This is a genomic window from Staphylococcus sp. GDY8P47P, from assembly GCF_016892225.1.
Taxonomy (GTDB): Bacteria; Bacillota; Bacilli; order Staphylococcales; family Staphylococcaceae; genus Staphylococcus; species Staphylococcus borealis.
On sequence record NZ_JAFENV010000006.1, the window covers coordinates 12,518 to 35,706 of the forward strand.

Below are 23,189 nucleotides of genomic sequence, written 5' to 3' on the forward strand. Positions count from 1 at the left end.
TACAAACCCTTGAAGGAGAATATTATGGCATTAGATAAAGATATCGTTGGTTCAATTGAATTTTTAGAAGTCATTGGTTTAGAAGGTTCTACATACCTTTTAAAAGGTCCAAATGGTGAACAAGTAAAATTAAATCAATCAGAAATCAATGATGAAGATGAATTAGAAACAGGTGAAGAATACAGTTTCTTCATCTATCCAAACCGTTCTGGAGAATTATTTGCAACTCAAAATATGCCGGACATTACGAAAGACAAATATGATTTTGCCAAAGTGTTAAAAACAGACCGTGATGGTGCACGTGTAGATGTTGGTTTACCAAGAGAAGTACTTATTCCTTGGGAAGATTTACCGAAAGTGAAGTCATTATGGCCACAAACTGGAGATTATGTACTCGTTACATTACGTATCGATAGAGAAAATCAAATGTTTGCGCGTCTAGCTAGTGAAACAATCGTAGAAAAAATGTTTACGCCAGTTTATGATGACGAAAAACAAAATGAACTTATTAAAGCAAGACCATATCGATTATTAAGAATAGGAAGTTTCTTGCTATCAAATGATGGCTATAAAATCTTTGTACATGAATCAGAACGTAAAGAAGAGCCACGTTTAGGGGAAGAAGTAGAAGTTCGAATTATTGGTCATAACGATAAAGGTGAACTAAATGGTTCATTTTTACCTTTAGCTCATGAACGTCTTGATGATGATGGTCAATTAATATTTGATTTATTAGTCGAATACGAAGGTGAATTACCTTTTTGGGATAAATCAAGCCCAGAAGCAATCAAAGAAGTGTTCAACATGAGTAAAGGTTCATTCAAACGTGCCATTGGTCACTTATACAAACATAAAATTATTAATATTGAAACAGGAAAAATTTCTTTAACTAAAAAAGGTTGGAGTCGTGTAGAAAAAGATTAATCATCTCGATTCAAACATTTTCCTTCTATTTAAATAGTGGTTTTAATACGCTATGTCATTTCAAGAAATTTTTCTAACCGCTAGTCATACATGTGGGGCTGGAAGATGAATTCGATAAGAATTCTCTCCAGCCCCTTTTTTTATTTTCATAGACAATCTTTATGCTTAGTATTAATTTTTCTATAATCTTAACAAAAAATTTACATTTAAACCATTTTGTATTAACAAAAGGTATGTAATATAAGGACTGTAAGAAATACATATAACATTTTGGGTTATCTATTAGGAGGATATTTCAATGAAAAAATGGCAATTAGTTGGTACAACTGTTTTAGGCGCTTCGGTATTATTAGGCGCATGTGGCGGTGGAGATAGCAGTGGAAGTGGTTCTGGAGATGGCAAAGACCTTAAAGGTGAAGCCAAAGGTGAAGGTTCATCAACAGTAGCTCCTATCGTTGAAAAATTAAACGAAAAATGGGCTAAAGATCATCCAAACGCTACTATTTCATCTGGTCAAGCAGGTACTGGTGCTGGTTTTGAAAAATTCATCGCTGGCGAAACTGATTTCTCACAAGCTTCTAGACCTATTAAAGATGAAGAAAAACAAAAATTAGAAGACAAAGATATTAAATATAAAGAATACAAAATTGCACAAGATGGTGTAACAGTTGCTGTAAACAAAGATAACGACTTCGTTAAAGAATTATCTAAAGATCAATTGAAAAAAATCTACAGTGGCGAAGCTAAAACTTGGAAAGATGTAAATTCAAGCTGGCCTGATAAAGAAATCAAAGCATTCTCTCCAAACTCAAGTCATGGTACTTATGATTTCTTCGAAGAGGAAGTAATGAACAAAGAAGATATCAAAGCTGAGAAAAACGGAGATACTAACGTAATTGTTCAATCAGTTGAGAAAAACAAAGAGGGTATCGGTTACTTCGGTTATAACTTCTACGAACAAAACAAAGATAAATTAAAAGAAGTTAAAATCAAAGACGATGAAGGCAAAACTACTGAACCAACTAAAGAAACAATCAAAGACGGTTCATATGCTTTAAGTAGACCATTATACTTATATGTTAAAGAAAAATCATTAAAAGATAATGACGTAATGAGAGAATTCATCAAATTCACATTAGAAGACAAAGGTAAATCTGCTGAAGATGCTGGTTATGTAGCTTCACCAGAAAAAGTTTACAAAGATGAACTTAAAAGCTTAGAAAAATATGACAAAAAATCAGATAAATAATAATCATTATTAATAACAAAGGGCTGGGAATTATTCAAGGGGTATTACAAGGTAGCAACTCTGCTACCTTGTTCTCGAATATATGGGTGATTGTTAAAATGTTTTAAGGTTAATTTGAACTCATTGTTTACCTGATAATTTCTAGCGCTTTTTTAAATTTATTGGGAGAAAAAGAGAGGGTTATATATGGCATCGGAAACTAATGTTAGAGACTTGATAGCTAAAAATAACGCTAAAAAGGGCGGTTTTAGTGATAAAATCGTACCCATTATTTTAGGTATTATAGCTGCAATCTCAATTTTAACTACAATCGGTATTCTATTCACTTTGATAACTGAAACAATAACATTCTTCACACGCGTATCTATCGTTGAATTCCTATTCACTAAAGACTGGAACCCAACAGGTTCTGATCCTAAATATGGTATCTGGGCACTTGTAATTGGTACTTTAAAAATTACTGTTATCGCAACGATCGTCGCAGTACCTATCGGATTAGGCGCAGCTATTTATTTAAGTGAATATGCAAGTGACAAAGCACGACGTATTATTAAACCAATTCTAGAAATCTTGGCAGGTATTCCAACAATTGTATTTGGTTTCTTCGCTTTAACGTTTGTAACACCTGTTTTAAGAACGTTTATTCCAGCGCTTGATAGTTTTAACTCTGTCAGCCCAGGAATTGTAGTAGGTATCATGATTGTTCCTGTCATTACAAGTATGAGTGAAGATGCTATGGCATCTGTGCCTAATAAAATTCGTGAGGGTGCTTACGGATTAGGATCAACTAAATTCGAAGTTGCTACAAAAGTAGTATTACCAGCTGCAGCCTCTGGTGTCGTAGCTTCAATCGTTCTAGGTATCTCTAGAGCCATCGGTGAAACAATGATCGTATCATTAGCGGCTGGTAGTTCACCTACAGCATCACTAAACTTAACAAATTCAATTCAAACGATGACTGGTTATATCGTAGAAGTTGCAACTGGTGATGCTACATTCGGTTCAGATATGTACTACAGTATTTATGCCGTTGGTTTCACGTTGTTTATCTTCACGTTAATAATGAACTTAATTTCTTATTGGATTTCGAAACGCTTCAGAGAGGAGTATTAATATGACAGCTACTACAAATCCTAAAGCAAAAACATTAATAGACCAAAATAAAGTAGAAAAAAATATTTCAAGTCGTGGCAAAACGAACAAGCTAAATAAATGGTTATTCTTTACATGTATCGTAATCGCTTTAATCGTACTTGCAGCTTTATTAATTCAAACATTTGTTAAAGGTATTGGTTATCTTACACCAGATTTCTTTACGAGTTTCTCTTCTTCTACACCTTCACAAGCAGGTATTAAAGGTGCATTAGCAGGAACAATTTGGTTAATGGTAAGTATTATCCCAATCTCTATGATTTTAGGTGTTGGTACGGCAATTTACTTAGAAGAATATGCGAAAGATAATTTCTTTACGAGCTTCGTTAAAATTAGCATTTCTAACTTAGCCGGTGTACCTTCAATCGTATTTGGTTTACTAGGATTAACATTATTCGTTCGTGGTGGCGGTATTCAAGCACTTGCTTTAGGTAATAGTGTTATCGCTGCAGCCTTAACAATGTCATTACTTATTTTACCTATTATTATCGTTTCAAGTCAGGAAGCAATCAGAGCTGTTCCAAACTCTGTTCGTGAAGCTTCATACGGCTTAGGCGCAAACAAATGGCAAACTATTAGACGTGTTGTATTACCTGCAGCACTACCTGGTATCTTAACTGGTTTCATTCTATCTTTATCTCGTGCACTGGGTGAAACAGCGCCATTAATCTTAATTGGTATACCAACGATTCTATTAGCAACACCAACAAGTATTATGTCAATGTTTACAGCATTACCAACGCAAATTTACACTTGGGCTAAAATGCCTCAAGCTGAATTCCAAAATGTTGCATCAGCAGCAATTATCGTATTACTAGTCATCTTATTATTAATGAACGCAGTAGCCATTTTCTTACGTAACAAGTTCTCTAGAAAATATTAATCCAATCATATACATCATTCATTAGGGAGTGAAGATTGAAGCGACAATGACATGTTTATAATCATGCATCATTATCGTTTCAATCTTACAGATATAAAGGAGTTTTTAATTATGGCAAATACAAATGTTAAAGAGAAAGAATTAGCACAACATACAAATCGATCTCAAGACTCAATTTCAACAGTTGTTTCATCAAATGAAGTGAAACATAATAACGAAACTGATACGAATAAAAAAGTAGTGTATTCAACACAAAACTTAGATTTATGGTATGGCGATACACATGCTTTACAAAATATCAATTTAGATATTTTAGAAAACAATGTAACAGCAATTATTGGACCATCTGGTTGTGGTAAATCAACATACATCAAAACATTAAATCGTATGGTAGAATTAGTACCTTCAGTCAAAACTGCTGGTAAAATTCTTTACCGTGATCAAAATATCTTTGACGAAAATTATTCTAAAGAAAAATTAAGAACGAATGTTGGTATGGTATTCCAACAACCAAACCCATTCCCCAAATCAATTTATGATAACATTACTTATGGCCCTAAAACACACGGTATTAAAGATAAGAAACTATTAGATGAAATCGTAGAAAAATCTTTACGTGGCGCTGCAATTTGGGATGAATTAAAAGATAGATTACACACAAATGCATATGGTTTATCTGGTGGTCAACAACAACGTGTTTGTATCGCTAGATGTTTAGCAATTGAACCAGATGTCATTTTAATGGACGAACCTACGTCTGCACTTGACCCAATTTCTACTTTAAGAGTTGAAGAATTGGTTCAAGAATTAAAAGAAAATTATTCAATTATTATGGTTACACATAACATGCAACAAGCTGCACGTGTATCAGATAAAACTGCATTCTTCCTTAATGGGTACGTTAACGAATATGACGACACTGATAAAATCTTCTCTAATCCTTCTGATAAACAAACAGAAGATTACATCTCAGGACGTTTCGGTTAATATTCGACTATGATGACCATTATTAGACAGAAATACGAAGGTCAATTGGGTGACTTAATTAAAGATATTCGTCACCTTGGTCTTCGTGTTTATTTTAATCTAGAACATGCTTTAGTGTCGTTAAGTGAAGAAGATAAAAATTATGCAAGAAAAGTAATCGAAAATGATAAAACGATTAATCATTTAGACTATGAAATAAATGAAAAAGTGATTATGCTCATCACTAAGCAACAACCTATTGCAACTGATTTAAGAATGATGATGGCAGCTTTAAAAATTTCCACAGACTTTGAACGAATGGGAGATAATGCAGCACATATCGCGCATATTAGACTCCGAGTAAAGATAACAGATCATTATGTGTTAACACGTTTAAAAACGATGGGGAAATTGGCAATGCTAATGTTGCAAGATCTTAACACCGCAACAAAGGAAGAAGATATCACATTGATTAAAGAAGTGATTGAACGTGATAAAGACATTGATGATCTTTATGCCAATATTGTTAACACGACATATTTAATCGATAACGATCCTTTTGTAGCCGGACAAGCACACCTTGCAGCACGAAACCTTGAAAGAGTCGGGGACCACGTTAGAAATATAGCAGAAAGTATTTATTATTTCTATACTGGTGAACATTACGATAAATAACATAGAATTATTCCTAAATGAAATAACCCAAATCAAGTAAATAAACCCTGAAAATAACTGATTCAACTAGTTATTTTCAGGGTTTTAAAATTAATCAACAAGCGTAATGACTTAACCTTGTTTTTCAATTTCATCTGTTAATTGTTCCGCTTCGTTTACTAAGTCAGAAATGTATTTGATTGTTGCTTTAAGTGGGGCATCTGTTGTAATATCAACACCTGCAATTTTTGCTAAAGCAACAGGTGATTGGCTTCCACCTGCTTGTAATGTTTTTAACCATGCATCTACTGCCGGTTGACCTTCTTGCTTAATTTTTTGTGAAACAACTGTACCAATGGTTAACCCTGCAGAGTATGTGTATGAGTACAATCCCATATAGTAGTGGGGTTGGCGCATCCAAGTTAATTCCGAACCATCTGTTAACTCAACAGCGTCGCCAAAGAATTGTTCATATACATCTTGCATGATATGGTTGAGTACTGGCGCTGTTAGTGATTCACCATTATCCACTTTGCGGTATACTTCACGTTGATATGCAGCTTCTAATAAGTGAGTAACCATATTATGATAATACGTACGTGATAATATTGAACCAATGACCCAACGTTTAAATTTAGGATCTTCACTATTACTGAATAAATAATTAGCCATTAACATTTCATTCATAGTAGATGGTGCTTCAACGAAATACATTGATGCTTCAGAATCTAACAAGTGTTGCTGTTGCTGTGCTAATGTGAAATGTCCTGCATGACCTAATTCGTGTGCTAATACAAATGTTTCAGTCATTTTACCTGTCCAAGAAATAAATACATATGAATGTGTAGCATATGGACTAGCACAATAAGCACCTGTATCTTTACCTTTATTCTGTGCAAAATCAATCCAGCGCTGATTATAAGCATGTTCCACCATTTGAATATAGTCATCACCAAGTACCTTTAGTGCACCATGGATATATTGTTTAGAATCTTCTATTGATATTTCAGGCTCATAACTTGGATCAACAGATACTTTTAAATCTTCGAAGCGCATTTTGTCTAGCTTGTGAATACGTTGTAATAGTTTAGCGTATTTCTGCATTACTGGCGCTAAATCACTCATAATCACATCAATCTGTCTGTCATACATTTCTCGCGTGACTTCTTGATCATGTAATAAGTAGTCAATGACAGAATCATAACCTCTTAAATCTGCTTCTATTTTTTCTTGTTTCACATGTTGGTTATATGTCGCAGCAGTTGTATGTTGATATTTCTTTAATGCGTTACTAAAGCTTTTGAAACTTTTACGTCTAAATTCAGGATCAGCATTATCTTCATATTCATTTTCAAATGTTGCGTAATCCATAGGGTATGTCACATTATTATGTTCAAATGATTCAAAGGCAATGTCTAACATTTTCGTAGTGCCATATAATTCATAGGCACTTTGGAAAGTAGGTGACAAACTAGCCAATACTTGCTCAACTTCTGGAGATAATTGATATGGTTTGCTTTCAATTAATTTTTCTAAGTAGTGTGGCACTTCAGATTCAGCTATTGCTTGTTTAATCACATTCTCAGGTAGTAATACTATTTCTGATTCTACAAAGGATAACTGACTTGAAATTTTCCCATAATTTGTCGATAATTTAGCGCTTAATGTTTGTGCCTCTGTGTTTGCTGTATCGACACTTAGTCTTAATTCTGCATAATTACCTAGACGATCAAGCTGAATAAGGATATTTTCAAATTCAGTTAACACTTTTTTAATCATCGTAGCATCAGTAATTTTACCTTTGTATTGTTGGTTAAATGATTTTGATTGGTTAAGGACATTATCTAACGTTTCATAAAAATGTGCGTCACTTTCAAATAAATCATTTAAATTCCATTTTTCTGATTCTGAAACATCTTTTCTAAATGGTAAACCTGACGTCATATATTTCACTCCCTCAATTATTTTTCACAACTATTATACACAATATTATTTTCAAACTCATTATTAAGCCTTAAGGCCGAGTTAAACTCGTAAGCAAAGATGTATGATTTAATTACGTATTATTGTATAGTATTTAAAAGAACTTTTTTTAGATTGGAGATACACATGACTATTTTTGATATGCCAAACTATTTATGGATTACTATAGTTGCAATGATCATTTTGACTGTCTTTAGTGCTTTAGTACTAAAAAAATGGTTTGTATCCGCAGTAATTACATTTGTTGCGTTAGCTGTTTTAGCATTTTTCATACCTAATTTTTATGACATTTCATTTCAACCATTACTTGGATACGCTGCGTTTTTAGCCATTATCAGTTTAATTATTAGCTTTTTATTATGGTATTTCACTAGAAATTGGCGTCGTGAACGTAAAAAGAAACAATTAGAAAAGGAAATACGTAAATACGAAGATGATGACGAAACATTCCGTCGTCGCAATAGATAATAAAAAACGTTTGAAACTAAATGCATTAAGCATGATGTTTCAAACGTTTTTTATTATGTTTAGTCGGGTGTGCTTTATTATTTTTTAAATGCCTTTTCAATTTTATCTAATTGTTCAATCGTTGTTTGAATACCACCTTCTGAAAAATACCACGCATTAGATTCAAATTGGTAAACTTGGTTATGCTTGATTGCCTTCATATTTTTAATGACATCATTATTTAAAGCAGAAGGTAAGGTTTTGTCGTTACCTTTTTGTGTACGATCTATTACAAACAATTTATCTGGATTTACTTTATTTAAATACTCATAAGTAACTGTATTACCAGCTGAGTTTGCTTTCATAGACTTGTCGGCATGCGTTATACCTAAATCTTTATTTAGGAATCCACCGAAACGACCTGTAGGACCAAATGCTTTAACACCTTTATCATCTACGTTTAGAAATAGTACCGTATCGTTATTGATAACTTTTTTCGTCTCAGCTACTTTCTTACTAAGTTTTTCATTTAAATCTTTAGCTACATCTTGTTTTTTGAAAATTTTACCAAACAACGTTGTGTTATCTTTAATTGAATCAATATAATGATCGTTGTCAGGACTTACAAATAATATTTTAGCGTTAGGTGCTGCTTTTTTCATTTCATCTAAAGTTTTAGTATGAGCTTGTCTAAATGAAGTGAAAATGACTTCGGGTTTAGCCTTTGCCAAATTATCATAATTAGGTTGTCCAGGATTACCTAAGTTAATATATTTGTCATTTTTAAATTCAGAAAGGGAAGTAGGCAAGAATGCTGCACCTTTACCTTTTGCAATAGCTACAATTTTGTCTTCTAATCCCATCTGTTTCATAATATCTAGTGCACCATAATCCAACACAGCAACTCGGTCTGGATTTACTGGAATCTTAACTTTCTCGGTTTTCATTTCACCTTTAGTATGGGTATTATTTTTATCCTTGAATTCATATGTATTGTCAACGGTAATCGTATCCTTGGAAGAGGATGTTTTTGAATTCGAATCCTTGCCACACGCAGCAAGTAATATGATGATTGAAAAGAGTATAGCAATATATTTAAATGAATTTTTCATAATTAAGCCTCCTATGAAACAATTATATTGAAATTGATAATCATTTTCAATATAATTCGAATGCATATACTCACTTATTTTTAAACTAAATCTTCCAGTAATTGATCTAAAACAAGACATAGGGCATCTGTATTAGCATTAATACACTGAATTTTATTATCGTTTTTAAAAATAGCAACATCTATTTGATTATTATTCACAAAATAGCCAATCTTAGCGTGTTGTAGCATCTCAATATCATTGTGATCATTTCCAAATGCAATATAGGTTGGCTGACTACCAAGGATAGATTCAATAGCCGAAAATTTATTGATATTTTTAGCGGTAATATCAATATTGTGTTCATTCGAATGATTAATCAGAGATAAATGAGGTGCAGTTGTCGCTATATAAGCAGCAATTTCATCAAAGTCTTCGTTAGCAATATTCAATAAAATCGTCTTAATCGGTGCCTTAATGTCATCGAGTGTTAATTTGTGTGCTAATCGCTGTGGATCAAGACGACCAAAAATAGTATGAGACTCATCAACACGCGCAGCATAATCCCATTGATCATCTACAATATAATCTAAATCATAGTGGTTAATAACATCTTTGATTATCTTAAAAGATTTAGGCTGAATGGTTGCCAATGGTCGTATATGACCATTAATAGAAACGATAGAACCATTACCGCCAATAAGTGGAAATAAATGAAATTGCTTAGGCAAAACAGGTAATAAATCACGTATCGGTCTTGCCGAAGCAAAAATAACTCTATGTCCTATATTATGTAAACTAAGTAAACGATCGACAATATCTTGATCAATTTGTTGTCCATCAAAACAAATCGTACCGTCAATATCTAATACTAGATTCATATTAATCTCCTTTAATATATCGTAATATATTTAGAGTTTAGCACATATAACTGCATATATAGTAAGCTATTTAAAAACTATGAGGAATAATACTAAATGATTGTACATAGATTGTCATGTTGAATTACACGAAATCATTAATAGAATAGGTCCCCTGAGATAACACATATAACTTCCTATAATATATATTATGTAAACTAAAATACTCACATCGATATATACCTTTAGTTATTACACTTATTCGTACGCTGTCAGGATGATTTCTGAACATGTTATTTTATCACTACGTATTATTGATCAAAAACTTGCAGTATTTAGCAGCTACCTAAATGTTAAATAATTAAGCAACTAATTTTTACTATACCAATGACTAAGTACATACATTCAACTGTATGTGAACGTATATCATTTTAATCGATTTTAGAGGCTCGCCGATATAATTTAGGTTTTTCTTAAATTACTGTATTTACATAGTTATATTTAAAATGCTTCCAAGGTGCCTAAATATTTTTTTCTCACTTACAAGTATGGTATTTTGTTTTAAATCGTAATTGTTTCGCATTAAATCGTAAATGATGAACATACTCATAAAAGATAAACTAAATTAATTTCTATAAGGAATTACTTTTCATACATTTTAAATTTACTAAAATAAATTTATTTTGTAATATTATTGCTAAAAACCAAACCTGTGGTAATATTAAATTGTAGGGGCAACATGAAAATCAACTTAGAATTTACCTACACTGTATTGTAACTTGTCTCTATCACTCGTTACGATAAATAAAGGCTGTGACATGTTGAATGTCGCAGCCTTTATTAACATTAATTTATTTTTTTATTTTCTTGCGAATTGTATTAAGTGTATTAAACAACCAATATTTAAACTTATTAATAGGTTTATAGAAATCCCCAATTAACTCTTCGATATATACATTAAATCCTCGTTTAAAGCGATAAACACCATAATCTTCACTATTCTCTGTGAAATCGCCTGATAAACCGTAGAAATTATAGCGATCATAACCATGTTCGAAACAATAGTTCATCATATGCCAATGCATCATATATGGTCCCATATAATTATTATATTTTTCAGATGAGCCTCCAGAGAAGTAATTCACTTCATATGCATTTGCGAAGAAAATACCTGATGCTAAATTCAAGATTTGGCCATCTGTTTGACGTAATTCGCTTGCATTTAAGAGTTCTTTTTTATCGTGTTCAATTTGCTTATCTAATTCAGCAATTTTTCTAAGTTGTTTATCATTTTTATTTTCTTTTGCCATCATTTGATCACGACGGCTCTCTTTGTCAGTTAATGCGTCTTGCAATGATTTTATGTATTCATCTAAATCAATATATGCAAGTGGAACAAGCACTTTATCTCCATAAGTATCAAAGAAGTTATAGAAGTATTCATCTGTCTTAGATACGAAACCTGTTCGCGCTTCTGTTTCACGATATAAATCTAGGAATATATGAAATTCATCTCTACTTAGAAATCTTACTTTTACCCCGTAGTTTATCGCTTTATTGATATTTCTTTTTCGTTGGCTATCAAATTGCTTTCTCAATGATGCAGGTGTTTCACCTTTTAGGTAGTTAACCCCCATCCAACGCGCTTGACTTGATGTGTCATATTTAGTAGTAAATCCATGGTGCTCATAACCATGAGATTTAAATAAGTTGACTACCGCATCATTTTTCTCTCTATCTTCAAGTGGATTAATATCTTTATCATAAATTTGATAAATCCAATATGGATCAATTTTTACGTATAGGCATTGATGTTGATGTAGATATTTTTCTAATTCACGTAAATAAAAATCAACTAGACCTAGATCTGAATAATCCATAACTGGACCGCGATTTGAGTAATATACATAACTTCCCATAGTTGGTATTTTTGAGAAAAGGCTAGCTGCAAGCACTTTATTGCCTTCGTCTTTAACACCAAGTAACACTACTTCAAAGCCATCATTTTCACGTGTTTGAATATTTTCTTTCATTTGGAAGTAATGGCTTTCTAATGATGGGTTTTGTACAAAGTTTTCGAATTCTTTAACTGTTAACTCTGTAAATTTCATATTCGTCTATTCCCCTCTTAATTAAATCTATTTTTCATCTTTTTGAGTGTCTTATATACTGAATACATAGGTTTGTTAATCGGTTTCATAAAGTCCCCAACATACTCAATTACATCTGCATTGAAGCCTTTTTTAAATTTAATAACACCAACATCTTCAGCATCTTCACTGAAGTCACCACTGATGCCATAAAAATTGTATCTATCAATGCCGTGATCAATCGCATAATTAATCATTGTCCATTGAACAGCATAACTTCCCGCAAAATGTCTATACTTATTAGAAGTTCCTCCAGCATAGTATACAACTTCGAATGGATTGATAAAGAAGAAACCAGCAGATATTGGCAGTTCATTACCGTGTTCAGCTTGTAATGTTTTTGCCACATCTATTTTTTGTTGATTAGCATCAAGTTGTTTTTCAAGGTTTTCCTTTTTATTTAACGCCTTTTTATTATCTGGACGTTTTTCAATATCTTTAATCGCTTTATTTACATCTTTATTTAACGTTTCACGTTCATTCTGAAGTTCTTCTAAATACTCATCAAATTTAATATAAGCTAATGGAACGAGGACGCGATCCTTAAAATGTCTATATCGATTATAATAGAAACTATCGTCTCTATCTTGGAACTCTTTCGTTTCGGTAGTATCTTCCATAAATGAACGGAAGATTGGAAGTTCTTCTTCTGATAAGAACTTAACTTTCACACCATTTTTTTGAACTTTTTTTGTATTACGTTTACGAAGACTATCCATACCGTTTAATACATCTTTAGCTGTTTTGTTTTTTAAATCTAGAACAGAATGGTAACGAATTTGTTTAATCGGGTCAAAGCCTTTAGTAAATCCTTCGTGTTCAAATCCTAGATGCTTCATCTTATCGAAGAACCAATCATTGCCAGCATTACCTGTTATGTCACCGTCATGATTTAAGTACTGATATGGTAAATAAGGATCAACACGAACAAAGAGACAATGATGTTGTTTTAAATACTTTGTTAATTCATTAAAGAAAAAGTGGACAAGCTCTTTGTTATCATAATCAATTACTGGTCCACGGTTACTATAAAAGTACTTAAAAAATTTCATGACTGGTACTGCTGTTAACATGCAAGCTGCAATGACCTCATTATCTTTATTTTTGATACCAACTAAGTGAGTTTCTGTTTTATTTGCAACTTTCATCTCATAGTTTTCAGTCGTTTGGGTGAAATGACTATATGGCATTTTATCTGTATAATTGCCAAATTCTGCAGCTGTTAAATTTGTAAACTTCATTATTTATTGCTCCTACTTCAAAGAATCTTTATCTATTTTTTTAGTTCAAAATTTAAATTATAATTTTGAATAATATCTTTATCTTCAACCAAAAATTTATATATCCAGTTTCATTAAGTATACAATAGAAATTAACAAAACTAAAATACAAACCATTTATGAGATTGAAATATTTTATAAAATAAATGTTGTGATCCTACCTAAACGATATCATCTAATTAAAGTAGTAAATAAAAACTGGGAGCGGAACAGAATTCTTTTAAAATTCGTCGTCCGCTCCCAGCTTGCTTTGACACAATAATTAAGTGTAGCTATTGTATAATAATGATTCAAATTTGTATTACCACCACCAAGGGACGCTTTTTATCTAAAGCATATCTAGCGTCTCTCTTACTTGTTTCAAAAAGTGAATCGTATCCACATTATCATCTTGACTCAAACGTTTAACGATTTCACTACCAATAACTATACCGTCTGCTACATCAGCAATATCTTTGACATGTTCAATTGTTCTGATTCCAAACCCTGCAACAACTGGTATATCTGTATGTGCTTTAAGCAGTTTTAATTTATCTTTCAATTGTGGATGAAATGTTCCGTTTTCACCCGTTGTAGCATTCATTGTTACCGTATAGATAAATCCTTCTGCCTGTTTAACAATTTTATTAATACGTTCATCATCTGCAGTCATTGCTACAAGTGATATGAGCTTAACATTCACCTTAGCTATTTTAGCTTTCAATTTTTGAGTTAATTCGTGTGGCAAATCAGGAATAATCACACCATAAACACCTACATTTGCACATTGTTTAAAGAAAGCCTCTTCGCCATAAGAAACAATAATGTTGTAATACGTCATTAGTACATATTTACAATTGATTTCATCTTTATGATTAGATAGTTCATTAAAAATATAATCTATTGTTACTCCTTCTTTGATAGCCTGGTTACCTGCTTCCATAATGATAGGGCCATCCGCAACAGGATCTGAGAACGGCACACCAATTTCAACGATATCAGCACCGTTTTCATCTAAGATTTTCATATTCTTAATAAATGATTTATTTCCCATAATGTATGGAATAAAAAGCTTAGTCATGTGAGTCACCTCTTGTCTTCATATAATGTCGAATTGTCTCCATGTCTTTATCACCGCGACCTGAAATCGTCACTACTAAAATCTCATCTTTATTCATTTTTGGTGCTAATTTTTCTACATAACTCAGTGCATGTGCACTTTCAATGGCTGGTATAATACCTTCCATTTTACTGAAGCGGATAAGTGCCTCCATAGCTTCGGTATCACTAGCATGTTCGTATTTAACACGTCCAATATCGTGATAATATGAATGTTCTGGTCCAATACCTGGATAATCTAAACCAGCCGATATAGAGTGTGCTAATTCTACTTGTCCGTGGTCATCTTGAATTAAGTACATTTTTGAACCATGAAGTACACCAGGTCGCCCTTTTCCAATTGCGAGCGCGTGCTTATCTGTATCAAATCCTTGTCCAGCAGCTTCGACACCATACAACTTAACGTTATCTTGAATAAATGGATAAAACGTGCCTATAGCATTAGAACCGCCACCTATACAAGCCACCACAGCATCAGGTAATCGTCCTGCTTTTTGAAGTATTTGGTCTTTTATTTCACGGCCAATTACACTTTGAAAATCTCTAACCATTGTAGGAAACGGATCAGGTCCTAATGCTGAACCGAGTAAATAGTGTGTATCCTCAACATGACTCACCCAATATTGTAACGCCTTATTAACCGCATCCGAGAGTGTTCCTTGACCATCATCAACGGCTTCAACTTTGGCACCTAATAATTCCATTCGAAATACATTGAGCTGTTGGCGTTTAATATCTTCTCTACCCATAAATACGATTAACTCCATATCGAACAATGCAGCAACTGTGGCACTTGCTACCCCGTGCTGACCAGCTCCTGTCTCTGCAACCAATTTATTTTTGCCCATTCGCTTTGCCAATAATGCTTGACCTAATGCATTATTTATTTTATGCGCACCTGTATGATTTAAATCTTCCCGTTTTAAATATATTTGAGCGCCACCCAGTGCTTGGGTGTAAGATTTTGCATACGTCAACGGTGTTTCTCTACCTACATATTCTTTTAAATAGTACGATAATTCATCTTGAAATGATTGATCATTTTTTGCTTTCTCATATGCTTGTTTCAATTCATTAATTGCCGGTATTAGTGTTTCCGGAACATATTGACCACCATATTCTCCGAAAAATCCTAGTTCATCTGCTTCGGTTTGTATATTAAACATTCTTTTGTACTCCCTTCAATTGTTGTATTACAGCTAACATTTTATTTTTGTCTTTCATACCATTTGTTTCGATTCCGCTTGAAATGTCATAACCTACGTGATTTAGATGTAATGTTTCAATTTGTTTTATTTTGTTAGCATCAATACCTCCAGCGATTAAAAACGGAACGGATTGCTTAATGCGTTTTAAAATCGTCCAATCAAATGAATGACCAGTCCCACCATATTGTTTAGATGGCGTATCTATAATAAATAAGTCTACATAAGGACGATATCGTTCAATTTCATCTATGATATTCTGGCTAGCTGGTAACGCTTTAATTATTTTAATATTCTTAAAATTCAGCCTAATTTGCTTGATAAATGCTATTGTTTCTTCCCCATGGAGTTGAATCGCATTGATATGCGTTTGTTTTAACATTTTCTTTATAAGCTGGAAGGTGGGATTAACCATTACAACTACTTTATCTATACCATCTGGAACAAACTGGGCTAACGCATTAATTTGTTCAATCTCTAAATGACGTTTGCTTTTAGGATAGTATACAAAACCCACCATATTTACATTCAGAGTAGACAACTTTAACACTTCTGATTTTGTTTTAAATCCACAAAATTTTAAAATCATACTCTCACCTTTTTTAATTTAAGTGATGGTATAAAATGTTCTAACTGATTACAATTCATTAAAGCACCACCCACTAATAAGCCGTCAATACCACTATTTATGATTTGTTTGACATCTTGTTGTGAATGAATACCACTTTCAGATATATAAAAATAGTTTTCCTTTTTATACTCAAGTATATGATTCGTATGTTCAACATCGGTGTTAAAGGATTTTAAATCTCGATTATTTACACCAATGATTTGCGGTTCTAACTCATATGCCCTTTGTAACTCATTATCATCATGTACTTCAACTAATACTTCTAATCCCTTAGACGTCGCATAATGATAAAGTTGTTTTAACTTTTCATCAGTAAGGATATTCACAATGAGTAAAATAATTGATGCACCCGCTTGTTTAGCAACATCAATTTGAAGCGGATCAATGATAAAATCTTTACACAACACCGGCAATTGTGTCTTTGCCGATAAAGCTTGTAATCTTTCAAAACTACCACCAAAATATTGTTCATCAGTAAGGATAGAAATGGCATCTGCGCCATATCTTTCATAATCTTTTATTTGTTGAACTACATCTTTTTGTTGAAATGCCTTAATGGAAGGACTCTTCGATTTGATTTCGGCGATTAATACTAAATTTTCATTTCTACTTAATGCATCGGTTAAACGTGCTTTACTACTATGTTTTGTCGCTTTTAATGTTTGTAATTTCTGATGATAATAACCATCGTTTAATAAACGCTTTTTATATGCCACTATGTCATTTAATATTGTCACAACTATCACCTCTAACTTGTAAAAATTGTTTCATCGCACGACCACTATCAATTAAATGTTGTGCGAGATCTATTCCAGAAGCGATTGTAGCTACTTTTTCTGAAACATATAATGCAAGTGCTGCATTCAATACAACAACATCTCTTTTACAAGATGTGTCACGACCACTTAAAATGTCCAACGTAATTTGTTTGTTTTCAATTGGACTACCACCTTGTAATGCTATGTTATCAGCAACCTTTAATCCATAATCTTTAGCATTAATATAATAATGCGTTATATTACCTTTTTCATTTAGCTCATAAATTTCATTGTCACCAGATAATGTAGCTTCATCCATACCGTTGGCTCCGTGTATTACGATTGCTCTTCGACGCCCTAAATCTCTAAGCGTTTGCGTTATCATGTGCAATCGACTTGGGTCGTATACGCCCATGACTTGATAAGTTAATTTAAACGGATTGATAAGTGGCCCAATTATATTAAAAATAGTCGGCATAGGAATCATTTTTCTAACGGGTTGAATATGTTTCATAATGGGATAAGATTCCATCGCATTAATAAATGCCAATCCTCGCCTTTCGATTTGTGATGGTACATCTGATACTTTCGTCGTCCTTATGTCTAATTCTTTTAATAAGTCTGTGCTTCCTGAATGCGATGTGATGCTTCTATTTCCATGTTTGATAACCGGAACACCTGCGCTCGCGACGACAAACGATACCGTCGTTGAAATATTAAAGCTATTTGATTTATCCCCTCCTGTTCCACACACACAAATACTGCCTTCATATGTCGGTTGTTTAGGATACATAGTTTGAATTAAACCATTGGCAATATAAGTTAATTCTTCTTGTTTAATATCTTTTTTAGTAAAACGCGTTAGTACATCGACTTTATCTTCAATATCAACTTGCGGATCTGTTAGATACGCTATCAATTGCGTTGCCTCTGATTGGGTTATAGTAGTATGGTCATTTATATGTTTTAGTAGCACCATTCAGATGCCCCCTTTCCTTTACAATATGAATGAAATTCTTAATGATTTGTGCGCCAAACTCAGTGGCGAATGATTCGGGATGATATTGAATTCCGAAATGTAGATGTTCCTTATCTTCAAAGGATTGTATTGCATCTTTTGTCCGCCCAGTAATGATTAAATTCTTTGGAAAAGACGCTATGTCACTGACAAGCGAGTGATATCTCATTATTTTAATTTGATGTGGTATCGACAAATAGAGTGGCGACTGATTTTGAATTTCAAGTGTGTCCACTTTGCCGTGCATCACTTTTTCTCCTTGGACAACTTTGCCACCGTAATAGCAAGTAAGTGCTTGAGCGCCTAAACATACCCCTAGAATAGGTAATGAATGATAGTTATCAATAATTGTCATCAATTCATCCCCATCTAATGGGTGGCCAGGACCTGGAGAAATAATCACACCATCAATTTGATCTAAATAATGCAATACATCTTTATCATTTGGATATTTAATACATACATCATCAATTTGACTAACAATATCAACTAAGTTATACGTAAATGAATCATAATTATCTATAATTAGTATCATGGTGTTACCTCCAGTAAACTTTTGGCTTTAAGTCGCGTTTCTTCAAGCTCCTTTTCAGGTACAGAATCGTATACCACCCCACAGCCTGCCTCAACATTAACCGTATTGTCATCAATGAGCATGGTCCGTATTGCCAATGCAAAATCTAAATTTTGGTTACAATTGATATAACCAACGCCACCACTATAGACGCCTCTCTTATATGGATATGCTTCATATATACGTTGTATTGCTCTTAGTTTAGGCGCACCAGAAACGGTTCCAGTTGGTAAAAGACTTGCAATAATAGTCATCGGAGATAACCCCTTTTTAATTTTGCCTTTCACTTCACTGACGATATGCATGACATGTTCATATTTTTCAATTACCATAAGTTTAGATATTTCAGAAGATCCAGTGATACTCACTCTATGAATGTCATTTCTACCTAAATCTACAAGCATACTATGTTCACTTCGCTCTTTCTCATCTGTGATTAATTGATTAGCATTACGCTCATCCTTTTCTGGCGTTGTACCACGTTGAATCGTTCCAGCAATGGGATTCGTTGTCACCTCACCGTTATGAACTGCGACAAAACTTTCTGGTGAGCTCCCAACTATAATCTCTCGGTCCATGTTGATGTAATACATATATGGGCTAGGGTTTTTCCGTTTTAAATTTTGATAAAGCTGATAACTTAATTGGTTCTTATCCGCTTTGAAATGATGCTCATAACTATATATTCTAGAAGGTACAACTTGAAACATATCTCCTTCAGTAATCCGTCGTTTCATTTCTTGGATGATATGAATGAATTGTTCATCAGAAATATTTGCTTTTATATGTGATCGCTTAGGTCGTTTTTTAATATCTTCTTGATAAACTTGAATATGTGATAATGACTGAACGTTACGAGCTACCCTAGTTTTTAATTCAGTTTTACTTACTTTTGAAAATTGATTTGACGCAATAGCGTATAACTCATCTTTATAATGATCAAATACAAACACATCTTCTATCATATAGAGCGTTGCGTCGTGTGTTGTTTTCTTACTTTCAATAGCGATGCGTTGTAAAATTGGAAATTCATGTCGCACTAAATCAAAACTACACGTTCCGATAAAACCTGAAATAAATGGCAATTGCTTTAATGTTTCATCATCAATGTCACAATCAAACTGATTGATGTATGATTTCAAATAATTGTATGGCTCAGAAGTTATTGTTTGAGTTCCTTTTAAAGTTTCAATCATCAAAGAATTATCATTTAATTTGACAGTGCCATAAGGCTCAAATGCTACGATAGAGTATCTACCTTTCAATTGTTGTTGACTCGTACTTTCCAGTATAATTTTTCGTTCGTTTAACTGCCCTAAAACTTCGGGCGTTATATGCGCTCTTAATACTTCATAATAAAAATCCATTTTCTCATTCCTTTCATTAAAAAAGTCAGCCTCCTTATCTAAAGGACGCTGACGCGCGGTACCACCTTAATTAACGCAATATTCCAATTATTCGGAATATTGAACATTCACTCATTGATATTAATTTGTTTTACTAGCATAAACCCAATTTCATATTAAGCGGTGTTGATTTACATCACCCATCAACTTTCTGTCACTACCATACTTATCACTACTTCATTTATGCTATTAAATTGAATATTAAAAACACCACAGCATACGCGCTCACTTTATAAGGACGCGTTACCGTGGTGCCACCTTAATTAACAATAAATTGTTCACTCATCAATTATTAAACTTTAGAATTCCAGACCCAATTCGATAAATACGTTGTGCCAATTTGCATCACCCATTGGCTTTCTATTTGCTACAAACCATATCATCTACTTCATTCATAGAATTGTGTGATATTTCTTATAATTCAGTATAATACAAAAATCTATTTTGTTTGTCAACAATGGATTATAAATTTATAGGTGATAAACAGTATGCATAAAGAAGATTTTGTGTTGCTTCAATAGATTCTATATGCGTTCTCTCTAGTGCATGAGATGATTCGATACCAGCACCAAATAGGCCATGACGAATATCAGCACCAGCTTTTAAGGCTGCTGACGCATCTGAACTATAATAAGGATAAATATCCACTTTATATGGTATATCATTTATTTTACATAAATTTATGAGATGTGATTTTAATTCTTTATGATATGGACCAGATCCATCTTTAGCACAAATTGATACGGTGTATTCATCTGATGACTGGCCATCACCTAATGCGCCCATATCAAGTGCAATAAATTCTACTATCTTATCCGATATAGAAGCATTAGCACCATAACCAATTTCTTCGTTATTGGAAATGTAAAATTGAGTTGTATATGGTAATTGCGTTTTTTCTTGCTTAAGTTTCTCTAGCAATTCTAGTATCATTGCCACGCTCGCTTTATCATCTAAATGTCTTGATTTGATAAATCCTGATGAGGTAATTTCAGTTCTAGGATCAAAACTGACAAAGTCTCCCACTTCAATTCCTAAATCTCTTGTCTCTTGATCAGATGTCGTTTTTTCATCGATACGGATTTCCATATGTTCACTATCTCTTGGTATTTCATGGTTATTTCTGTAAACGTGCACACTTGTTTCATGCATACATATCGTTCCAGTATATGTTTGTCCCGATTCAGTTTGAATCTCACAATATTCTCCCTCAATAGCATTGTATGTAAATCCACCTATTAAGCTTATAGCCAATCGGCCATCCTCTTTAATGTCTTTAACCATTGCTCCCAATGTATCTACATGAGCAGTAATACATCTTTGTTGCGCTTGGTTTTCTCCTTGAACTTCGATAATTAAAGCGCCTTTATTTGTTATCTTTGTGTCATAACCTAGTGATTCAACTCTATTCTTAACATAATTGATTGCCTCTGTCGCATTACCAGATGGACTATTGATTTCTGTGAGTTCTTTTATTGTTTTCAATACCTTTTGAGTCATCATTATCTCCCCCTAGTTAAATTATTTATTGGTAACATTTTATCGTATTTATAATACTATCACTATTAATTCATTTATTTTACTATTGTTTATCTATAGTCTGTACCTTACAATGTACATATTCTGAAAATTTCGAAATAAGGTGATTCAATATGCAACATATTTTATTTGTAGGTCTTGGTTTGATTGGTGGAAGTTTAGCCAGCAACTTAAAATATTACCAGCCTAACTTAACCATATCTGCTTTTGATGCAGATAAAAATCAACTAGAAAAAGCTTTGTCGATTGGAATAATTGACGAAAAAGTTGAAGATTATAGTGAAGGTGTTAAAAAAGCAGACGTTATCATTTATGCTACGCCTGTACAACAAACTGAAGTGTATTTAAAAGAATTACCTAATTATCAAACACAACCTCATTTGATTGTAACTGATACTGGCAGTACGAAAGCTAATATTCAAAGCTACGAAGCATTTCTGTTAAGCAATGATATTCATCTTATTGGTGGCCATCCAATGGCTGGAAGTCATAAATCAGGTGTTCTTAACGCTAAAAAACACTTATTTGAGAATGCTTACTACATCCTTGTTTATAATGATGCACGCAATGCTGAAACAGCCCAAAAATTACAATCATTATTATCAACGACATCTGCAAAATTTATAACAACCTCTGCTCAAGAACATGATTACATTACTGGTGTCGTCAGTCACATACCTCATATTATTGCATCAAGTTTAGTTCATTTAAGCGAATCAAACTCAAATCATCATGCTTTGATAACTCAATTAGCTGCTGGTGGTTTTAGAGATGTTACACGTATTGCTAGTAGTAATGCAGATATGTGGCGTGATATTACATTTAGTAACCAAGAGAACATACTTCACCTATTGGATATGTTACAACAACAGATAGATTCAATTTCCACGCATATTCGCTCAAATCACACTGATGAGATTCATGATTTCTTCTCAAGCGCTAAAAAGTTCAGAGACCAGCTCCCAGTTAAGCAACAAGGTGCACTAAGTATTGCGTATGATCTTTATGTAGATATTCCAGATAAATCGGGTATGATTAGCAAAGTTACTTCTATCTTAAGTTTACATAATATTTCTATAAGTAACTTAAAAATTCTCGAAGTTCGTGAAGATATTTTAGGTGCTTTGCAAATTAGCTTTAAAACTCCTGAAGATCGCGAACGTGGTATTCAGGCATTACATGATTTTGAAACATATATTTTATAAGTATATCCTCCTAACTTGATGACGCTCCTAAAATATTAGAAGTTCAAGACACCGATGATTGGACCCCAATGCAAAAATGATACAAATATTGCACAATTGGGCATCGAGCCCTGAGT

At 33.1% G+C, this 23,189-nt stretch carries 21 protein-coding genes; 8 read left to right on the forward strand and 13 right to left on the reverse strand.

The annotated features are described in order from the left end of the window. The first annotated feature begins 24 nt into the window (after positions 1-24). From cvfB to phoU, 6 genes are all read left to right on the forward strand, one after another. Entirely contained in the window at positions 25-924 is a 900-nt protein-coding gene (cvfB, locus tag JVV30_RS01640; RefSeq protein WP_070855597.1) for an RNA-binding virulence regulatory protein CvfB, read from the forward strand. A 298-nt stretch (positions 925-1,222) separates the two neighbouring features. Further along, positions 1,223-2,173 (forward strand): PstS family phosphate ABC transporter substrate-binding protein, encoded by a 951-nt coding sequence (locus JVV30_RS01645; RefSeq protein WP_070855596.1) that lies wholly within the window; start codon positions 1,223-1,225, stop codon positions 2,171-2,173. A 186-nt stretch (positions 2,174-2,359) separates the two neighbouring features. Then, positions 2,360-3,286 (forward strand): phosphate ABC transporter permease subunit PstC, encoded by a 927-nt coding sequence (gene pstC / locus JVV30_RS01650; protein WP_070855595.1) that lies wholly within the window; start codon positions 2,360-2,362, stop codon positions 3,284-3,286. 1 nt (position 3,287) lies between these two features. Further along, a complete protein-coding gene (gene pstA / locus JVV30_RS01655) occupies positions 3,288-4,208 on the forward strand; it encodes a phosphate ABC transporter permease PstA (protein ID WP_053030925.1) in 921 nt (306 codons plus the stop codon). Positions 4,209-4,319: 111 nt separating this feature from the next. Then, on the forward strand, positions 4,320-5,195 hold the full coding sequence (pstB, locus tag JVV30_RS01660; protein ID WP_053030927.1) for a phosphate ABC transporter ATP-binding protein PstB: 876 nt from the start codon (positions 4,320-4,322) through the stop codon (positions 5,193-5,195). 12 nt (positions 5,196-5,207) lie between these two features. Beyond that, positions 5,208-5,849 carry a phosphate signaling complex protein PhoU gene (gene phoU / locus JVV30_RS01665; protein ID WP_053030929.1) on the forward strand — a complete coding sequence of 214 codons (642 nt, stop codon included), beginning with the start codon at positions 5,208-5,210 and terminating at the stop codon, positions 5,847-5,849. A 111-nt stretch (positions 5,850-5,960) separates the two neighbouring features. Here the strand turns inward: phoU and pepF are convergent, their stop codons facing one another. After that, complete coding sequence (gene pepF, locus JVV30_RS01670) at positions 5,961-7,772, reverse strand: oligoendopeptidase F (protein ID WP_204193206.1); 1,812 nt, start codon at positions 7,770-7,772, stop codon at positions 5,961-5,963. A gap of 165 nt (positions 7,773-7,937) precedes the next feature. On the opposite strand from pepF, the gene JVV30_RS01675 reads away from it, so the two are divergent. Then, on the forward strand, positions 7,938-8,279 hold the full coding sequence (locus tag JVV30_RS01675; RefSeq protein WP_053030933.1) for a hypothetical protein: 342 nt from the start codon (positions 7,938-7,940) through the stop codon (positions 8,277-8,279). Positions 8,280-8,356: 77 nt separating this feature from the next. On the opposite strand, the gene JVV30_RS01680 is transcribed toward JVV30_RS01675, so the two are convergent. The 12 genes from JVV30_RS01680 to JVV30_RS01735 all read right to left on the reverse strand — a co-directional run bounded on the left by JVV30_RS01680 (position 8,357) and on the right by JVV30_RS01735 (position 21,829). Beyond that, positions 8,357-9,370: a siderophore ABC transporter substrate-binding protein gene (locus JVV30_RS01680; protein ID WP_204193208.1), complete on the reverse strand. Its 1,014-nt coding sequence runs from the start codon at positions 9,368-9,370 to the stop codon at positions 8,357-8,359. Positions 9,371-9,450: 80 nt separating this feature from the next. Continuing rightward, positions 9,451-10,230: an HAD-IIB family hydrolase gene (locus JVV30_RS01685; RefSeq protein WP_070855592.1), complete on the reverse strand. Its 780-nt coding sequence runs from the start codon at positions 10,228-10,230 to the stop codon at positions 9,451-9,453. Positions 10,231-11,060: 830 nt separating this feature from the next. After that, complete coding sequence (locus tag JVV30_RS01690; protein WP_053030939.1) at positions 11,061-12,320, reverse strand: aminoacyltransferase; 1,260 nt, start codon at positions 12,318-12,320, stop codon at positions 11,061-11,063. 17 nt (positions 12,321-12,337) lie between these two features. Then, complete coding sequence (locus tag JVV30_RS01695) at positions 12,338-13,600, reverse strand: aminoacyltransferase (RefSeq protein WP_070855591.1); 1,263 nt, start codon at positions 13,598-13,600, stop codon at positions 12,338-12,340. Between the two features lie 367 nt (positions 13,601-13,967). After that, a complete protein-coding gene (trpA, locus tag JVV30_RS01700) occupies positions 13,968-14,699 on the reverse strand; it encodes a tryptophan synthase subunit alpha (RefSeq protein ID WP_204193210.1) in 732 nt (243 codons plus the stop codon). Next, positions 14,692-15,903, reverse strand: a complete 1,212-nt coding sequence (trpB, locus tag JVV30_RS01705) for a tryptophan synthase subunit beta (protein WP_204193212.1) — start codon at positions 15,901-15,903, stop codon at positions 14,692-14,694. The genes trpA and trpB overlap by 8 nt, the downstream gene beginning before the upstream one ends. Beyond that, positions 15,896-16,531 carry a phosphoribosylanthranilate isomerase gene (locus JVV30_RS01710; protein WP_070855588.1) on the reverse strand — a complete coding sequence of 212 codons (636 nt, stop codon included), beginning with the start codon at positions 16,529-16,531 and terminating at the stop codon, positions 15,896-15,898. The genes trpB and JVV30_RS01710 overlap by 8 nt, the downstream gene beginning before the upstream one ends. Next, the gene (gene trpC, locus JVV30_RS01715; protein ID WP_070855587.1) at positions 16,528-17,310 is read right to left on the reverse strand and encodes an indole-3-glycerol phosphate synthase TrpC; all 783 of its coding nucleotides are present in this window, start codon (positions 17,308-17,310) and stop codon (positions 16,528-16,530) included. The genes JVV30_RS01710 and trpC overlap by 4 nt, the downstream gene beginning before the upstream one ends. Next, complete coding sequence (gene trpD / locus JVV30_RS01720) at positions 17,294-18,310, reverse strand: anthranilate phosphoribosyltransferase (protein ID WP_070855586.1); 1,017 nt, start codon at positions 18,308-18,310, stop codon at positions 17,294-17,296. The genes trpC and trpD overlap by 17 nt, the downstream gene beginning before the upstream one ends. Then, entirely contained in the window at positions 18,285-18,884 is a 600-nt protein-coding gene (locus JVV30_RS01725) for an anthranilate synthase component II (RefSeq protein WP_053030952.1), read from the reverse strand. The genes trpD and JVV30_RS01725 overlap by 26 nt, the downstream gene beginning before the upstream one ends. Further along, positions 18,881-20,290 carry an anthranilate synthase component I gene (locus JVV30_RS01730; RefSeq protein WP_204193214.1) on the reverse strand — a complete coding sequence of 470 codons (1,410 nt, stop codon included), beginning with the start codon at positions 20,288-20,290 and terminating at the stop codon, positions 18,881-18,883. Before JVV30_RS01730 ends, JVV30_RS01725 begins: the two co-directional genes overlap by 4 nt. A 501-nt stretch (positions 20,291-20,791) precedes the next feature. Beyond that, a complete protein-coding gene (locus tag JVV30_RS01735; RefSeq protein WP_070855584.1) occupies positions 20,792-21,829 on the reverse strand; it encodes a M42 family metallopeptidase in 1,038 nt (345 codons plus the stop codon). 152 nt (positions 21,830-21,981) lie between these two features. Between JVV30_RS01735 and JVV30_RS01740 the strand changes: the two genes are divergently transcribed. Beyond that, positions 21,982-23,073 (forward strand): prephenate dehydrogenase, encoded by a 1,092-nt coding sequence (locus JVV30_RS01740; protein ID WP_204193217.1) that lies wholly within the window; start codon positions 21,982-21,984, stop codon positions 23,071-23,073. The last annotated feature ends 116 nt before the right edge of the window (positions 23,074-23,189 follow it).

What these genes read in the sequence shown, in the direction of transcription:
- cvfB (WP_070855597.1), top strand. Translation starts at nt 25, where the DNA reads ATGGCATTAGATAAAGATATCGTTGGTTCAATTGAATTTTTAGAAGTC.
- JVV30_RS01645 (WP_070855596.1), top strand. Translation starts at nt 1,223, where the DNA reads ATGAAAAAATGGCAATTAGTTGGTACAACTGTTTTAGGCGCTTCGGTA.
- pstC (WP_070855595.1), top strand. Translation starts at nt 2,360, where the DNA reads ATGGCATCGGAAACTAATGTTAGAGACTTGATAGCTAAAAATAACGCT.
- pstA (WP_053030925.1), top strand. Translation starts at nt 3,288, where the DNA reads ATGACAGCTACTACAAATCCTAAAGCAAAAACATTAATAGACCAAAAT.
- pstB (WP_053030927.1), top strand. Translation starts at nt 4,320, where the DNA reads ATGGCAAATACAAATGTTAAAGAGAAAGAATTAGCACAACATACAAAT.
- phoU (WP_053030929.1), top strand. Translation starts at nt 5,208, where the DNA reads ATGACCATTATTAGACAGAAATACGAAGGTCAATTGGGTGACTTAATT.
- pepF (WP_204193206.1), bottom strand. Translation starts at nt 7,772, where the DNA reads ATGACGTCAGGTTTACCATTTAGAAAAGATGTTTCAGAATCAGAAAAA.
- JVV30_RS01675 (WP_053030933.1), top strand. Translation starts at nt 7,938, where the DNA reads ATGACTATTTTTGATATGCCAAACTATTTATGGATTACTATAGTTGCA.
- JVV30_RS01680 (WP_204193208.1), bottom strand. Translation starts at nt 9,370, where the DNA reads ATGAAAAATTCATTTAAATATATTGCTATACTCTTTTCAATCATCATA.
- JVV30_RS01685 (WP_070855592.1), bottom strand. Translation starts at nt 10,230, where the DNA reads ATGAATCTAGTATTAGATATTGACGGTACGATTTGTTTTGATGGACAA.
- JVV30_RS01690 (WP_053030939.1), bottom strand. Translation starts at nt 12,320, where the DNA reads ATGAAATTTACAGAGTTAACAGTTAAAGAATTCGAAAACTTTGTACAA.
- JVV30_RS01695 (WP_070855591.1), bottom strand. Translation starts at nt 13,600, where the DNA reads ATGAAGTTTACAAATTTAACAGCTGCAGAATTTGGCAATTATACAGAT.
- trpA (WP_204193210.1), bottom strand. Translation starts at nt 14,699, where the DNA reads ATGACTAAGCTTTTTATTCCATACATTATGGGAAATAAATCATTTATT.
- trpB (WP_204193212.1), bottom strand. Translation starts at nt 15,903, where the DNA reads ATGTTTAATATACAAACCGAAGCAGATGAACTAGGATTTTTCGGAGAA.
- JVV30_RS01710 (WP_070855588.1), bottom strand. Translation starts at nt 16,531, where the DNA reads ATGATTTTAAAATTTTGTGGATTTAAAACAAAATCAGAAGTGTTAAAG.
- trpD (WP_070855586.1), bottom strand. Translation starts at nt 18,310, where the DNA reads ATGGTGCTACTAAAACATATAAATGACCATACTACTATAACCCAATCA.
- JVV30_RS01725 (WP_053030952.1), bottom strand. Translation starts at nt 18,884, where the DNA reads ATGATACTAATTATAGATAATTATGATTCATTTACGTATAACTTAGTT.
- JVV30_RS01730 (WP_204193214.1), bottom strand. Translation starts at nt 20,290, where the DNA reads ATGGATTTTTATTATGAAGTATTAAGAGCGCATATAACGCCCGAAGTT.
- JVV30_RS01735 (WP_070855584.1), bottom strand. Translation starts at nt 21,829, where the DNA reads ATGACTCAAAAGGTATTGAAAACAATAAAAGAACTCACAGAAATCAAT.
- JVV30_RS01740 (WP_204193217.1), top strand. Translation starts at nt 21,982, where the DNA reads ATGCAACATATTTTATTTGTAGGTCTTGGTTTGATTGGTGGAAGTTTA.